At 69.7% G+C, this 14573-nt stretch carries 13 protein-coding genes; 6 read left to right on the top strand and 7 right to left on the bottom strand.

All coding sequences use genetic code 11. The features are described 5' to 3' along the window. Positions 1 to 467 (top strand): lipoyl synthase (locus QZW52_RS15240; protein WP_294000361.1); only part of this gene is annotated, 467 nt, incomplete at its 5' end. 13 nt (positions 468 to 480) lie between these two features. Here the strand turns inward: QZW52_RS15240 and QZW52_RS15235 are convergent. Then, a complete protein-coding gene (locus tag QZW52_RS15235) occupies positions 481 to 2403 on the bottom strand; it encodes a bifunctional sugar phosphate isomerase/epimerase/4-hydroxyphenylpyruvate dioxygenase family protein (protein ID WP_294000359.1) in 1923 nt (640 codons plus the stop codon). Between the two features lie 147 nt (positions 2404 to 2550). Here QZW52_RS15235 and QZW52_RS15230 point away from each other — a divergent pair, with 147 nt between their 5' ends. After that, positions 2551 to 3342 carry an IclR family transcriptional regulator domain-containing protein gene (locus tag QZW52_RS15230; RefSeq protein ID WP_294000358.1) on the top strand — a complete coding sequence of 264 codons (792 nt, stop codon included), beginning with the start codon at positions 2551 to 2553 and terminating at the stop codon, positions 3340 to 3342. Between the two features lie 12 nt (positions 3343 to 3354). On the opposite strand, the gene QZW52_RS15225 is transcribed toward QZW52_RS15230, so the two are convergent. The 3 genes from QZW52_RS15225 to QZW52_RS15215 form a co-directional block, all read right to left on the bottom strand. After that, positions 3355 to 5073 (bottom strand): ABC transporter ATP-binding protein/permease, encoded by a 1719-nt coding sequence (locus QZW52_RS15225; RefSeq protein WP_294000356.1) that lies wholly within the window; start codon positions 5071 to 5073, stop codon positions 3355 to 3357. A 32-nt stretch (positions 5074 to 5105) separates the two neighbouring features. Next, positions 5106 to 6647: an ArnT family glycosyltransferase gene (locus QZW52_RS15220; protein ID WP_294000354.1), complete on the bottom strand. Its 1542-nt coding sequence runs from the start codon at positions 6645 to 6647 to the stop codon at positions 5106 to 5108. A gap of 63 nt (positions 6648 to 6710) precedes the next feature. Beyond that, positions 6711 to 7559 carry a glycoside hydrolase family 16 protein gene (locus QZW52_RS15215; protein ID WP_294000353.1) on the bottom strand — a complete coding sequence of 283 codons (849 nt, stop codon included), beginning with the start codon at positions 7557 to 7559 and terminating at the stop codon, positions 6711 to 6713. 388 nt (positions 7560 to 7947) lie between these two features. Here QZW52_RS15215 and QZW52_RS15210 point away from each other — a divergent pair, with 388 nt between their 5' ends. Continuing rightward, positions 7948 to 9369 (top strand): DUF4382 domain-containing protein, encoded by a 1422-nt coding sequence (locus tag QZW52_RS15210; RefSeq protein WP_294000352.1) that lies wholly within the window; start codon positions 7948 to 7950, stop codon positions 9367 to 9369. A gap of 12 nt (positions 9370 to 9381) precedes the next feature. On the opposite strand, the gene yfiB is transcribed toward QZW52_RS15210, so the two are convergent. The 3 genes from yfiB to yfiR are packed head-to-tail and all read right to left on the bottom strand — an operon-like array spanning position 9382 to position 11749. Beyond that, positions 9382 to 9924: an outer membrane lipoprotein YfiB gene (gene yfiB, locus QZW52_RS15205; RefSeq protein ID WP_294000350.1), complete on the bottom strand. Its 543-nt coding sequence runs from the start codon at positions 9922 to 9924 to the stop codon at positions 9382 to 9384. Then, entirely contained in the window at positions 9921 to 11207 is a 1287-nt protein-coding gene (dgcN, locus tag QZW52_RS15200; protein WP_294000349.1) for a diguanylate cyclase DgcN/YfiN, read from the bottom strand. The genes yfiB and dgcN overlap by 4 nt, the downstream gene beginning before the upstream one ends. Further along, positions 11204 to 11749 (bottom strand): regulatory sequestration protein YfiR, encoded by a 546-nt coding sequence (gene yfiR / locus QZW52_RS15195; protein ID WP_294000348.1) that lies wholly within the window; start codon positions 11747 to 11749, stop codon positions 11204 to 11206. The genes dgcN and yfiR overlap by 4 nt, the downstream gene beginning before the upstream one ends. Before the next feature lie 311 nt (positions 11750 to 12060). Here yfiR and QZW52_RS15190 point away from each other — a divergent pair, with 311 nt between their 5' ends. From QZW52_RS15190 to QZW52_RS15180, 3 genes are all read left to right on the top strand, one after another. Then, positions 12061 to 13740 (top strand): FMN-binding glutamate synthase family protein, encoded by a 1680-nt coding sequence (locus QZW52_RS15190; RefSeq protein ID WP_294000347.1) that lies wholly within the window; start codon positions 12061 to 12063, stop codon positions 13738 to 13740. Positions 13741 to 13778: 38 nt separating this feature from the next. Further along, complete coding sequence (locus QZW52_RS15185) at positions 13779 to 14123, top strand: two pore domain potassium channel family protein (RefSeq protein ID WP_294000346.1); 345 nt, start codon at positions 13779 to 13781, stop codon at positions 14121 to 14123. Between the two features lie 81 nt (positions 14124 to 14204). Further along, positions 14205 to 14573, top strand: a 369-nt coding sequence (locus QZW52_RS15180; protein WP_294000344.1) for a VOC family protein, incomplete at its 3' end; no start/stop codon positions are given.

The raw sequence follows: 14573 nt of genomic DNA, 5'->3' as shown, positions 1-14573 counted from the left end.
AGATCCTCGTGCCCGATTTCCGGGGCCGCGACGACCGGGCGCTGGAGATCCTGAAGGCCGCGCCGCCGGACGTGATGAACCACAACCTGGAAACCACGCAGCGCCTGTACAAGGAAGCGCGGCCGGGCTCCGACTACCAGTTCAGCCTGAACCTGCTGAAGAAGTTCAAGGCGCTGCACCCGAACGTGCCGACCAAGAGCGGCGTGATGGTCGGCCTGGGCGAGACGGACGAGGAGATCCTGGAGATCATGCGCGACATGCGGGCGCACGACATCGACATGCTCACGATCGGCCAGTACCTCGCGCCGTCGGGGCACCACCTGCCGGTGCGGCGGTATGTGCATCCGGACACGTTCAAGATGTTCGAGGCCGAGGCGTACAAGATGGGGTTCTCGCACGCGGCGGTGGGGGCCATGGTGCGCAGTTCGTACCACGCGGATCAGCAGGCGGCGCACGCCGGCGTTTGATCCTGCTGGCGCATCACGGGGTGGCGTGTGTCGCCCGCCACTCCGCCAGCGCCGCCAGCCGCATCGGCGAGTTGGTCGAGCCATACAGGTCATAGCCACCGCGCCGCTCGACGAACTCGAATTCAAAGCGGTCGTCGAACGGTGCGGCATACGCATGCAGGAACTCGCCGCCCTGCGCATCGCGCTCGTAGAACACGCCTGCCGCCCGCAGCGCCGCCAGAAACTCCGGCTCCAGCGCGTACTTGGCGTCCACATCGTCGTAGTAGTTGTCCGGCACCGGCAGCAGCGGCGCGCCCTGTGTCCGCAGTGCTGCCATCGTGGCCAGCACGTCATTCACCTCAATGGCAATCTGCTGCACCCCCGCTCCACCGAAGCGGGCCACGGAGCGCGAGACCGCCGTGTTCTCGCGCTCGGAGACGATCAGCGAGGTGCGGATGGCCTTGTCCGCGGACTCGATCTCACGGCTGCGGATGATGCCGAAGGGATCGTGCAGCACCGTGCTGCGCTGCGGCTGCAGGCCGAGCACGGCGCGCTGGAACAGCACCCACGGGTCGATCTGCCCGCCCGGCACGGCCTGCACCAGGTGGTCGATCCGGGCGGAGTGCGTGCCAGCGTGCGCCGCGAGCTGGCGCACGGCCTCGGTGTCCATCACGAAATCAGCCTCGAAGGCGTGGTGGCCGTGGGCGTCGGCCGGCGGGCAGAAGTAGAGCAGGCTGCCATCCGGGGCCTGCACGGCGGGAATGTCCAGCTCGCCCTGTCCGACGCGGCCCGTGACGCGGGTGCAGCCCAGCGCCTCGGCACGGACCAGCGCGGCTTGCGGATCGGCCGTGGTGAGGGCGGACGCACAGGCCGAGGTGCCGTGCAGGTCGAAGTAGCTGCGCGAGAAACACTCCTGCTCGCGGTTGAGCACGATCCGCACATCGCCCAGACCGAACAGCGCCACGTCCTTGGAGCGGTGCTGGCCGATGTGGACAAAGCCCAGGCTGCCAAGCAAGGCGGCCAGCCGGGTGGCGGCGTCGGTGTCCACGGCGAATTCGATGAAGGACCAGCCCGCCAGTTGCGGCGGCGGCGGGGCATCGAACAGCGGCACCTGGGGGACGGGCGCGGCGGGCGTGGTCGGCGGACTCAGGCGCACCTGCTCTTCCAGCCACAGCAGCGAGCGCATCGCGTCCACCGCGTTGGCGCGCGCAGGGGCGGAGCGGAACTCGTCGTTGAAGATTTCCAGCGAGAGCGTGCCGGTGTAGCCGGCGTCCAGGATGCTGCGCACGAAGCCGGTGACGTTCATCTCGCCCTGGCCGGGGAAGCAGCGGTAGTGGCGGCTGTGGGTGAGCACGTCGGTGTTGACCCACGGCGCGTCGGCGAGCTGCACGTAGAAGATGCGGTCGCCGGGCAACTGGGCGATCGGCGCGGGGTCGTCGCGCAGGGACAGGGTGTGGAAGCTGTCGAGCGCGAGGCCGAGCGCAGGGTGGTTGACCTTGTCCACCACGGCCCATGCCTGCGAGAACCGCTTGACCTGGCTGCCCCAGGCGAGGGCTTCGTAGGCAATCCGCATGCCGCGGCGCCCGGCGGCTTCGGCGAGCTGCGCGAACTGCTCGGCCAGCGCGTCGGTGTCGCCCAGCGCATCCGGCTGCACGCTGGAGCACACCAGCAGCAAGTCGGTGCCGAGGGCTTCCATCAGATCGAACTTGCGCTCCACGCGGGCCAGGCTGCGGGCGACCTGGGCGGGCGTGCTGCCGTCGAAGTCGCGGAAGGGCTGGAACATGTCGATCGCCAGCCCGAGGTCGGCGGCGATGGCGCGCACGTCCTGCGGCTTGCCGGAGAACTGCAGCAGGTCGTTCTCGAAGATCTCGACGCCGTCGAAGCGGGCGGCGGCGATGGCTTGGAGTTTCTCGCGCAACATGCCGGACAGGGAGACGGTGGCGATGGATCGACGCATGGGCAGCACTCAGGTGGAAAAGGGTCGCAAGGGTCGCGCGACTGTAGGCGGCGTGGCGCGGCGATTCCAGACCGGTTAGGCTGTCTGCGGTCGATCACCGATCGCAGATGATCGACCAACGATCGAATCACTGGTTTTCCCTGCACCATGCCCACCGACACCAAGACCATCACCGAAACCACCGGGATCGACCGCTCCCTGCTCATCGAAGGACTCGGCAAGGGCCTGCGCATGATCGAAGCCTTCTCCGACGACTGGCCGCGCATGACCGCCACCGAGGCCGGCCAGCGCACCGGCCTGACCCGCACCGCCGCCCGCCGCTACCTCGTGAGCCTCGTCCACTACGGCTACGCCGAGACCGACGGCAAGCACTACTGGCTGACCCCCGGCGTGCTGCGGCTGGGGCAGAGCTATCTGGAGGCGGCGCGGCTGCCGCGGCTGGTGCAACCGTTTCTGCAGCGGCTGTCGCTGCAGACGGGCGAGACGGCCAATCTCAGCGTGCTCGACGGCCATGAAGTCGTCTACCTCGTGCGCAGCAACTCGCCGCGCATCGTCTCCATCGGCTTCCATGTGGGGGCGCGGCTGCCGGCGCATGTGGTGTCGCCGGGGCCGGCGGTGCTCTCGACCTTCACCGCCGCGGCGCTGGACGACTGGCTCGAACGCCACCACTTCGTGCGCTTCGCCCCCACGACGATGACCGATCCGGCGCAGTTCCGCGCGGCCGTCACGCTGGCGGCGCAGCGCGGCTATGGCTGGGCGCAGCAGTACGTGGACCCTGGGCTGTGCGGGCTGGCGGTGCCGCTGTCCGACCGCAAGGGGCGCTGTGTCGGGGCGCTCAGCATGACGTTTCAGGCTCAGAACTACCCGGAGGACACCTGCCTGGCCCGGCTGCTGCCGCCGCTGCAGGACACGGCCAGCACGCTGCGGGCGATCCTGTAGGCGTGGCAGTGTTCAGTCGAAGTGGTAGCCCTCGGCCGGCACCACCCGCCACGACCCATCCCCCGGCAACTCCAGCACCCAGCGGTGGAACGGCAGGATCGCCGGCCGGTGGCTGATGCTGACCGGCGTGCTGCCGATGCCGGCGAGCTGGGCGTACAGCAGCGCCTCGTTGGCGGCGTCGAGCGCGCTGGAGGCTTCGTCCAGCATCACGTAGCGCGGCTGCGCCAGCAGCACCCGCGTGAACGACAGCCGCTGCTGTTCGCCCACCGAGAGCACCTTGGCCCAGTCGCGTTCGGCGTCCAGCCCGCCGACGCGCTCGTCCAGACCGGGCAGGTTGACCTGGTGCAGCAGGGCGCGCAGCTCCTCGTCGGTGACTTCGCGTTCGGGGTGCGGGTAGAGCATCTGGCTGCGCAGCGTGCCCGGTGAGAGGTAGGGCTGCTGCGGCAGGAACAGCATCTCCGCATGGCCCGGCCGCACGACCCGCCCCGCGCCGGTCTGCCACAGGCCGGCCATCACCCGCAGCAGCGAACTCTTGCCGCAGCCGCTCGGCCCGGTGATGAGCAGGCCCTCGCCGGGCGCGATGGCCAGCGTGACCTCGCGGATCAGCGTGTGCGCGTGCTCCGGCGTCACCACCGTGACCTGCTCCAGCGCGAGCTGCGGGCCGTCTGCCGTCGCGATGCCGGGTTCGGCGTCGCGCAGGGTCTGGTCGTCGAGCGCCTGCGAGAAGGCGTCGAGCCGGCTCACGCCCGCGCCGAAGCGGCTCAGGCTCTCGAAGTGCTGCACGATCAGCGTCAGCGCACCCAGGATCGCCGTGAACGCGCCCGCGGCTTGCACCGCGCGGCCCACCTCCATGCGGCCCGACAGCACCTCGTCCGCGATGACCACGCTCGGCAGCGCCAGCATGAGGAAGCTGTGGGCGTACTGGAACAGGTTGAGGTGGAACTGCCAGCGCAGCACCTGGCGGAAGTTGTCCAGCAGGTCGGCGAAGCGCCCGCGCAGACCGCCCAGCTCCTGCGCCTCGCCGCTGTGGAAGGCGATCGACTCGGCGTGTTCGCGCACCCGCACCAGCCCGAAGCGGAAATCAGCCTCCCGCCGCAGTTGCCGGAAGTTCAGCGCGATCAGCCGCCGCCCGAACACCGACCCGGTGAACCAGGTGCCGATGAGCGCATAGCCGATGAGGAAGCCGACCAGGGGCCGCGAGATGGTCCACAGCACGCCGGTGAACGCCACGAGGTCGATCACCGCGCCCAGCAGCACCATCAGGAAGTACAGCGACTGCGAGGTGAAGCTGTGGACATCCTCGGCGATGCGCTGGTCGGGGTTGTCGATGCCGGCGTGGGCCTGGAGGTGGTTGAGCTGGTAGTAGGCGCGGTGGTTGAAGTAACGCTGGAGCAGGTGGTCGGTGAGCCAGCGCCGCCACTGCATGCCCAGCGTGTCGCGCACGAAGTAGTAGCAGGCGTACAGCGGCACGGCCGCCACCAGCACCACGCTGAAGCGCCGGATCGCGGCCCAGAAGCGGTCGGCGTCGCCCGCGGCCAGCGCGGAGGTGAATTCGCCCGTCTCCTGGTTGAACAGCACGTTGAAGCCCGTCTGCCCCAGCAGCAGCACGACCAGCAGCGCCACCATGGCACGGGCGCGCACCCGCTCGTCCGAACGCCAGTACGGCGCCGCGGTGTGGACGAACCGTTGCCAGAGGTGGCGCTCGGCGCCGGGTTCGTCAGGAGGCGTCATGCGGGCGTGGGCTGGATCAGGGCGGAATCAGCTCAGGGACATCCGGGTCGGGGTGTGCGGGCGTCGGTGCGCCAGAGTGTGCCATCGTGGCCGGTGGACACCAGGACGAGTCCGGCCAGGGCCGCGGACGGGCGCCAGTCCAGCTCGGCGATGAACCAGACCGTGCCCGGCAGGCACAGCAGTTGCGCGGCCCGTTCGGTGCGCCAGAGCACGCGGGCGGCAGTGGCCGGGTCGAAGCGGCCGGCGTCGAACAGCTCCTTGCGCCAGTTGTCGGTCTTGGGCAGGTTCGGGTCATCCCAGCTCGACAGCACGATCGGCGGCTGGGTCAACCCGGCATAGAAGGGCAGGTCGAAGAACGCGCCCTCGACCAGCACCACCGCATCGCCCGGCTGGCGCAGACCGGCGAGCGTCTGGCCCAGGTCGCGGTGCGAGTGGGGCGCCTTCCACGCCAGTGCCACGATGAGTCCGACGCAGAACACCGCCGCTGCCGGCATCACCCGCCGCCATGCCCGGCCCTGCACCACCGCCAGCCCCAGCAACCCGCACAGCGGTGCCACCGCCGGCAGTGCATAGCCGACCAGCTTGGACGTGGGCAGGGAGAAGAAGCCGGCGATCGCCACCAGCCACCACAGGTACAGCCCGCGTGGCGCACCCTGCGTGCGCTGGCGCCAGGCCGCCGGCAGCCACAGGCTCCACGGCAGCGTCAGCAGCGGCAGCACCGCGGCGTAGAACCACAGCGGTTGCGCGTTGTTGAAGCCGGTCTGGGCGTAGCGGCGGACGTGCTGCTCCATGAAGAAGTAGTCGAAGAAGCCGGGATAGCGGAGTTGCATCGCCACGAACCACGGCGCCGCGATCAGCAAGAAGGCCCCGACCGCCAGCGGGTGCATCAGCCCCAGGCATTGCCGCCAGCGCCGCTGCGCCAGCAGCCACGGCCCGATCACCAGCGCCGGCAGCACCACGCCGATCAAGCCCTTGGACAGCACCGCCAGCGCCATCGCCACCCAGGCGCCGACCAGCCAGCGCAGGTCGGTGCGTGCCGGGTCGTCCACGGCGCGCTGGCCGCCGAGGACCGCCACGGTGATCAGGCCCGCGACCAGCATGTCGTGGTTGGCGTACTGGCCACCGATGTAGAAGAACGGCGTGGTCGCCATCACCCCCAGCGCGACCAGGGCTTCGGTCAACCCCACCCGGCGGCGCAGGTCGAGGAACAGCGCCGCGCCCATGCACCACGCCCCCACGGCCGGCGCCACGCGCGCCGCGAAGGCGTGGACGCCGAGCAGTTGCATCCCGGCGATGTCGAGCCAGTACATCAGCGGCGGTTTGTGGAAGAAGGGCAGTCCGTGCAGCGTCGGCACCAGCTTGTCGCCCAGGAACATTGCGCGGGCAACACCGGCGTAGCGGCCTTCGTCGGGCAGCAACAGCGGACGCAGCCAGCTTGTCGCCAGCAGCCACAGCGCCAGCAGCGCCAGGGTTCGGGTGGTGGTCCAGCGGAGCGCCGATGGAGCGGCACCGCGGCGGGTGGCGTCCGCGGCGTCGGCGGTGGGCGTGGGGGTGTGGGGGTGGGAAGTGGTCATCGCAAGGGCAAATCCGGGGCCGATTATCGGTGCCCGGTTGCCCGCGAGGCGGCCTGTTTGCTTTTACGCTCCGGAGGACGTGTCTGGAACCGGTAGGACCACGGGTTCCGCCGGAGCGACCGGAGGCGGGTTCGGTGTGACCACGGGTGCCGGTGCAGCGGTCGATTTCTGGTAAACGCGGACGTAGTCCACTTCCATCCGGTCCGGGAAGGCACTGGGGTTGACCGCACCTCCCAGTGATCCGCCGACGGCCACGTTCAGCAGCAGGTACTGTGGCACATCGAAGGGCCAGGCGTCCTGACCGAGCGCGCCGCGGGTCGCCTGGTAGTGCGGCACGCCATCGACGCCCATCGTGATGCTGTCGGCGGTCCAGGTGAGGTAGTAGTTGTGGAAGGCGGTGCAGGCGTCGGGCAGGCGGATCGAATACGCGGGGGGCAGATCGCCGCTGCGGGTCGAGTGCAGGGCGCTGAACACCCGGTCGGGCGTGTTGCCGACGTGTTCCATGATGTCGATCTCGCCGTCGGTGGGCCAGCGGCCACTCTCGGCCAGCATCCAGATCGCCGGCCAGGTGCCGCCCCCGCAGGGCAGCTTGGCGCGGATCTCGAAGTGGCCGTGGGTCCAGGTCGCCCTGCCGCGCGTGATCAGCCGCGCCGAGCTGTACGCCTGCCCGCCCCAGTCCGGCAGGGCGCTGAGGTTTTCCTTGCGGGCCGTGATGACCAGACGCCCGGCGCTGATCTGGGCATTCTCGGGGCGGTCGCGGGCGTAGTACTGCTGCTCACCGTTGTACCAGCCGAGGCGGTTGCGGTCGGTGTCGTAGTCCCAGCGGGACGGGTCGGGCAGCCCGTCCGCATCGAATTCATCGGCCCAGACCAGGCTGTAGCCCTCGGGAACGGCCGCGGTTTCAGGATCCACCGCCCCGGTGTCAGAACCTCCGCCGCCACCGCAGGCAACCACCAGCAAGGACACTGCCATCGTCAAGTACAGCCGAATTGATTTCATGGTTCCACGGACAACCGAACACACCAGCGGCGAGTATGGTGGGCCTGCCGTGGCGCTACCGGTGCCATGAGCCGGGTGTTCGCTGCCCTTTTGTCGTGGTGGCTGCGGCCGACACGCGCCACCGCCCGATGCGCGTGGCCAGGTTCTGCGCGAATGCAAAGAAGGGTTAACGGGGGTAACGCTGTTCACTCTTGCATGGACAGCAGGGGGGGTGAACCCTAGGATGCTGGCACATGGCCATGAATGGGAAAATTTCCCATTCATGGAGTTGACCGCCTGACCTCTTGTCCTGGAGATCCCGATGACCCGTACCCGCCTGAGCCAGTCCCTGATCCTGACCCTGTCCACCGCGGCGCTGGCCGTGCTGGCCGCCTGCGGTGGCGGCAGCGACACCGCGTCCACCGCGCCCACAGCGGCGGCCGCTTCGGTCACGCTGCAGACCTACATCACCGACAACCTCGCCACCGAGTATTCGAAGGTCTGGGTCACGGTCAAGAAGATCACCGCCACCGACAGCGCTGGCACCGCCATCACGCTGCTGGACGCCACCGCCGCCCCGGTCGTGGTCAACCTCTCCTCGCTGGCGGCGGTGGGGCAGTTCATGTCGAGCGTGAGCGTGCCGGCCGGGATCTACACGCAGCTCGCCGTGACGCTGGGCAACGACGTGCAGCTCGTCTCGCTCGACGGCGCCACCACCGTGGCGGGCAAGCTCGCCAGCGGCACCAGCGATTTCGTCTGGAACGTGCGCAACCTGAGCTTCGACACCGCCACCACGGGCCAGCTCGTGCTCGACTTCAACCTCGCGCGCTTCACCTACAGCGCCGCCACCGGTCTCGTGACGCCGCAGGTCGATGTGCTCCACCCGACCGACGCCTTCCGCAAGTTCGTGCGCCAGCAGGCCGAAGTCCACGGCACGGTGCAGAGCGTGGACACCACCGCCGGCACCATCACCGTCAACGACAGCCGCCTCGGCACGGGCGTGGTCGTCTCGCTCGCCACGGATGCCGTCATCACCAACGAATCCACGGGTGCCACGCTGACGCTGGCCCAGCTCGCCACGGGCACCCGCATCGGCATCAGGGGCACGGTCACGCCAGGGGCCACGACGGCCGACCCGGTCACGGTCTCGGCCACCGTCGTCCATGTCGAATCCGCCGTCACCCGCGCCAGCGGCGAGGGCACCGTCAGCGCCGTCAACGGCACCCGCGTCACCGTCAAGCTCACCGACGCCAACTTCCTGCCGGGCAGCGACAGCGTGGTCGTGGAGACCAGCGGTGCCACCTTCCCGCACGGGCTGGCGACCGATCTGGCCATTGGCGTGGTGGTGAGTTTCCGCGGTCAGGTCAGCGGCACGGGTGCAGCGGCAGTGGTCGCCGCATCGTCAGTCGATGTGCGTGGTGCGGCGTCGAGCCATGCGCGGGCCGCGCATCCGGAACACGCCTTTGCGGGTGGCGGCGTGCGCGGCACGGTGGGCACGGTGGGCACCGATGGCCGCTTCACGCTCGTGGTGAGCGCCGCCAACGCCACGACCGCCGTGGCGGCCGGTACCTACACCGTCACCACCACCGGCGCGGCCTACCACGACGGCTCGGCGAGCTGCCTGGTGGCAGGGGCCACCATCCAGGCACTGGGCACGCTCAGCGGCACGACGCTGACCGCCGCCGTCCTCGACGTGGACGGCTGTGCCGGCCAGCAGCACGCGGAACAGCACGGCAAGCGTTGAGCAGCGACCCAGTCAGTCGGCGCGCACGAGGATCACCACGCGGCGGTTCTGTGCGCGGCCGGTCTCGGTCGCGTTGTCGGCGATGGGCAGCGCGGCCCCGAGTCCACGGGTCTCGATGCGGATGCTCGGCAGGCCGCGCGCCGTGAATTCGCGGGCAACCACCTCGGCCCGCTTGGCGGACAGGCGCTGGTTGTAGACCGCATCACCAATGTTGTCCGCGTGGCCCTCGATGCGCAGCCGGGTCAGGTCTTCCCGGTGCAGCGTGTCGGCGATGCCGGCGATGGTCTGCAGGCCCTCGGTGCCGAGGCGTTCGTCGTTGAAGGCGAACAGCACCTTGCCGGCCAGGTTCAGCTCCCAGCCCTCGGTGACTTCGGCAAACCCCATCTGCCGCAGCGCCACCACCTGCGACGGCGAGAACCGCGCGGCGGGCGCAGGGGGTGGCGGTGACGGCGGCGGGGTCGCGCAGCCGGTCAGCGCCAGCGTGAAACCCAGGGCGAGCGCACCGGCGGTGCCCAGTTGCCGGCGACGGGCCGGACTGCAGTCGGGTCGTGTCATTGCGCGATCTTGTCGTTGAGTGTGGGGTAGGGCATGCCTGGTCCTGCCAGGGGCTTGTGCCGTGCGCGCTTGCCAGCGTGCTTGGCGCGGTACATGGCCCGATCGGCGGTGTCGAGCAGGGCAGGGATGGTGTCGCCGTCCAGCGGGTAGGTTGCCATGCCCGCGCTCAGGCCGCAGTGGAAGTGGCCGTGTTCGTCAAGGTCGAAGGGCTGCGTCATCAGGCTGTGGATCTTCTGCCCGACGCGGCGTGCGTCGTCCACGCTGCGCAGCGGGTGCAGCAGCACGGCGAACTCGTCGCCCCCCAGCCGCGCCACCACGTCGGTTTCGCGCACGGCGGTGCGCAGCCGGTCGGCCATCATCGCCAGCAGGCGGTCGCCGGCCGCGTGGCCTGCCGTGTCGTTGACCGCCTTGAAGCCATCGGCGTCGAGGAAGAGCACCGCCAGGTGCCCACCGCGGGCACTGGTGCTGTTCAGCGCCTCCTGCAGCCGGCGCTCGAACTGCGAGCGGTTCGCCAGCCCGGTCAGCTCGTCGTGCCACGCCTTGTGGGCCAGCACGTCGTTGTCGGACTGGAGCCGGCGGTGGCGTGCCAGCAACTCGGCCTGCCCGAGCTGCACCTCGTCGAGCATGGCGTTGAAGTCCTCGCTGAGCGCCTGCAGCTCGGCGATCCGGGCGGCGGGCGCGCGCCGCGCATAGGTGCGCTCGCTGCGGATCGAGCGGGTCAGGGCTGCGAGCTGGTTGATCGGGTCGAGGATCGAATGCTCCATGCGCCGTGTCATCAGCGTGCCCGCCGCCAGCGAGGCGCCGATGCACAGCACCGCCCCGATTGCCCCGTAGACCAGCAGCCAGGCGTAGAGCGTGCCGTCCCCGCGCAGCCGCACCTGTCCGATGGTGCGTCCGTCGAGCAGCACCGGCGAGCGGGCCTCGCTGTGCATCAACAGCGCGCCGACTTCGCGCATCAGGCGGTCGATGGTGCCCTGGTCAGGCGTGGTGTGGCTGGCCAGCACTTCACCGCTGGGCAGCAGCACCCGTGCCTCGATCAGCCCCTCGCGCCCGGCGATGTCCCGCAGCAGCTCGCCAGCGGTCTGCTCGTCGCGGAAGGTGATGGCCGCCTCGACCGAATAGCTCAGCGTGCGCGCCACAAGTTCCAGGTGCCGCTCCTGCACGCCGCTCAGCAGCACATGCGCGATCACCGCCAGCGCCAGCCCGAAGGTCGTCACGGCCGCGGTCGCCACCCGCAGGTGGCCATGCCGCAGCAGCTTGAGGAAGGTCACGGGGCGTGTCATGGCGTGGTCCCGGCGCGGGGTTGACCGAGCTTGAGCACCTGGGGGTGGACATGCAGGCCGCTGCGGGCCACGGCGTCGAGGTTGACTTCCACGCGCAGTCCGCCGCTGCCGCTGCTGCCGCCGCGGGGCACCAGGCAGAACATGCCGCCACGGCTGCAGAACTCGGCACCTTCGCCCATGTGGAGCACCGGCCGGCCGATCAGTTGCGCCAGCGGCTCCACTGCGGCGGGTCCGGCGCCCAGGTAGACCGCATCGCAGTCCAGCGGCAATTCGTCCGCCAGATCCACCAGCCGCACCGGCGCCAGCTTGCCGGCCGGGACGCTGTCGTGCAGCGTGCGCAGCTCCAGGACGCTGCTGCTGCGTTCATTGACACACAGGGCCAGCGGACGGGTGGTGCGCTGCGGCCAGCGGGTGTGGGCGAGGATGCCCAGCACGGCTTCGGCCACGGTGAGCCGCAAGGCGTTGGGTGTGGGGGCGGTGGCGGCCAGGGAGGGGGTATCGGCCGCTGGCAGCGCCGACCAGGCGGCCGAGGACAAGGCCATCCAACCCCATCCGATTCCAAGGCCGAGCGTGGCCCGCCAGCGCAACAACATGTCCTGCAGTCCGTTCCCAAGGTGAAAGGCGGTTTCTGACGAACCGTGCAGGTGCATTGTGTGAGCCAGAGACCGTACGATCAAGTACCGAACGCGCCATCCACCGCCAAGCCTCCATGGGGTAATGAGTTGTTCACACACTGCCCCGTGGCTGGATGGCAATTGCCAGGTCCGGCCGTGGCAATTCCGCCCTTGCGCTGCCTCTTGGGGGCTGCAGCATGGCGAATCCGCACCTCTGCCGCGACCACTGAAAGACCGCCATGCCTGCCTGGTTGACCGCGTTGGACCGCCATTTCCCGATCCGGTATCTGGTGCTGCTGCTCTGCGGCGCCTTGGCGCTGGGCGGCGGGCTGGGCTGGTGGGGGTTTTACCTGGGTCCGTGGGTGGCCGCGGTCGGTGTCGTCGGGCTGGTGATCGGTGTGCGTGACCTGCGGCAACCGCAGCGTTCGGTGCTACGGAATTACCCGGTGATCGGGCATGTGCGCTACCTGATGGAGTTCATCCGCCCCGAGATCCGCCAGTACTTCATCGAGAGCGACAACGAGGCCGCGCCCTTCTCGCGCCAGCAGCGTTCGATCGTCTACCAGCGCGCCAAGGGCGACCCGGACAAGCGCCCCTTCGGCACCCAGCTCGATGTCCACCAGGAAGGCTTCGAGTGGCTCAACCATTCGCTGGCCCCCACCACGCTCGCCTCGCACGATTTCCGTACCACCATCGGCGCCGGCTGCGCCCAGCCGTACAGCGCCAGCGTGTTCAACATCTCGGCCATGAGCTTCGGCGCACTCAGCGCCAACGCCATCCTCGCGCTCAACGGCGGCGCGAAGCAGGGCGGCTTCATGCACGACACCGGCGAAGGCTCGATCAGCACCCACCACCGCACCCATGGCGGTGACCTCGTCTGGGAGATCGGCTCCGGCTACTTCGGCTGCCGCGACGCCACGGGCCGCTTCAGCGAGGAGCAATTCGTCGCCAATGCCGTTGACCCACAGGTGCGCCTGATCGAAGTCAAGCTCTCGCAAGGCGCCAAGCCGGGGCATGGCGGCGTGCTGCCCGGCCCGAAGGTGACGATCGAGATCGCGCAGGCGCGCGGTGTGCCGGTGGGGGTGGATTGCGTGTCGCCCGCGGCGCACAGCGCGTTCTCGACACCGGTCGAGCTGCTGCAGTTCCTCGACCGCCTGCGCACGCTCTCCGGTGGCAAGCCGGTCGGCTTCAAGCTCTGCATCGGGCACCCGTGGGAGTGGTTCGCCCTGTGCAAGGCGATGCTGGCCACCGGGCTGCGGCCGGATTTCATCGTCGTCGATGGCGGTGAGGGCGGCACGGGGGCAGCGCCGCTGGAGTTCACCGACCACGTCGGCGCACCGCTGCAGGAAGGGCTGCTGCTGGTCCACAACACGCTGGTCGGGCTGAACCTGCGCCAGCACATCCGGCTGGGCGCCTCCGGCAAGATCGTCAGCGCCTTCGACATCGCCCGCGCGATGGCGCTGGGCGCGGACTACTGCAACTCGGCGCGCGGCTTCATGTTCGCGCTGGGCTGCATCCAGGCGCAGAGCTGTCACACCGGCCAGTGTCCCACTGGCGTGGCCACGCAAGACCCTGGCCGCCAGCGGGCGTTGGTCGTTCCGGACAAGATCGAGCGCGTGCGGCGGTTCCACGAGAACACCTTGCACGCGCTGAAGGAGCTGGTCCAGGCGGCCGGACTGCGGCATCCGGGCGAGATCACCGCCGGCCACATCGTGCGCCGCGTCAGCAACGACCAGGTGCGCCTGCTGCGCAACCAGCTCTGCTTCGTCCGGCCGGGCGAGCTGCTGGCGGCCGAGCGTGGCGAATGCGACTGGCCGCACAACGTCTACGAGATCTACTGGCCGCTCGCGCAGGCCGCGCGTTTTGCGCCCACGGACCCGAGCGACACCGCGCTCACGGTGCGCGAGTTCGCGACCTGATCACTCCCGACGGTGCGGCACTCTGCTCTACTGCACGGATGTACGAAACCAAATCCCAACACCCGCTCGCGCGACGGCGCTTTGTCCGGCGGCTGGCGCTGCACCTGCTGGCGGCGGCCGGCCTGCTGGCGATTTCGCTCGCGGTGGGCATGGCGGGCTATGCGCTGTTCGAGCACCTCTCGCCCATCGACGCGTTCCTCAACGCCACGATGCTGCTCGGCGGCATGGGTCCGGTCAACGCCCCCGTGACGCCCGCGGGCAAGCTCTTCGCCGGCTGCTACGCGCTCTACGCGGGGCTGGTGTTCGTGGTCACGGCGGCGCTGGTGCTGACGCCGGTGGTGCATCGGGTGCTGCACACCTTCCATGCGGACACGCCACTGTAGGCGGGGGTGCCGGGTGCTACGCTCTTGCGCCACCGCGCAGCCCTGACGCACGGTGCTTCTGACTGGACTGGAGACCACCCCATGTTTTCGCACATCATGCTCGGCACCAACGACCTCGACCGGGCCAAGACCTTCTACGACGCCGTGCTCGGCACCCTCGACGTGCCGCCCGGCTTCGTGGACCGCTACCGCATCTTCTGGCGCACCAAGACCGGCGTGTTCTCGGTGAGCCAGCCCATCGACGGGCAACCGGCCACGGTCGCCAACGGCAGCACCACCGGCTTCGCCTGCCAGTCGCCCGAGCAGGTCCAGGCATGGCACGCCGCCGGACTGGCCAGCGGTGGCACGACCTGCGAAGACCCGCCCGGCCTGCGCGAAGGCCCGTCGGGACAGCTCTACCTGGCCTACTTGCGCGATCCGGACGGGAACAAGCTCTGCGGGCTGTACCGC

It is taken from the genome of Sphaerotilus sp. (assembly GCF_013299175.1).
In the GTDB taxonomy this organism is placed as follows: domain Bacteria; phylum Pseudomonadota; class Gammaproteobacteria; order Burkholderiales; family Burkholderiaceae_C; genus Sphaerotilus.
This window is presented reverse-complemented; position numbering and strand designations above follow the sequence as displayed.

Coding starts and splice junctions, on each gene's coding strand:
- QZW52_RS15235 (WP_294000359.1), bottom strand. CDS start 2,403: ATGCGTCGATCCATCGCCACCGTCTCCCTGTCCGGCATGTTGCGCGAG.
- QZW52_RS15230 (WP_294000358.1), top strand. CDS start 2,551: ATGCCCACCGACACCAAGACCATCACCGAAACCACCGGGATCGACCGC.
- QZW52_RS15225 (WP_294000356.1), bottom strand. CDS start 5,073: ATGACGCCTCCTGACGAACCCGGCGCCGAGCGCCACCTCTGGCAACGG.
- QZW52_RS15220 (WP_294000354.1), bottom strand. CDS start 6,647: ATGACCACTTCCCACCCCCACACCCCCACGCCCACCGCCGACGCCGCG.
- QZW52_RS15210 (WP_294000352.1), top strand. CDS start 7,948: ATGACCCGTACCCGCCTGAGCCAGTCCCTGATCCTGACCCTGTCCACC.
- yfiB (WP_294000350.1), bottom strand. CDS start 9,924: ATGACACGACCCGACTGCAGTCCGGCCCGTCGCCGGCAACTGGGCACC.
- dgcN (WP_294000349.1), bottom strand. CDS start 11,207: ATGACACGCCCCGTGACCTTCCTCAAGCTGCTGCGGCATGGCCACCTG.
- yfiR (WP_294000348.1), bottom strand. CDS start 11,749: ATGGCCTTGTCCTCGGCCGCCTGGTCGGCGCTGCCAGCGGCCGATACC.
- QZW52_RS15190 (WP_294000347.1), top strand. CDS start 12,061: ATGCCTGCCTGGTTGACCGCGTTGGACCGCCATTTCCCGATCCGGTAT.
- QZW52_RS15185 (WP_294000346.1), top strand. CDS start 13,779: ATGTACGAAACCAAATCCCAACACCCGCTCGCGCGACGGCGCTTTGTC.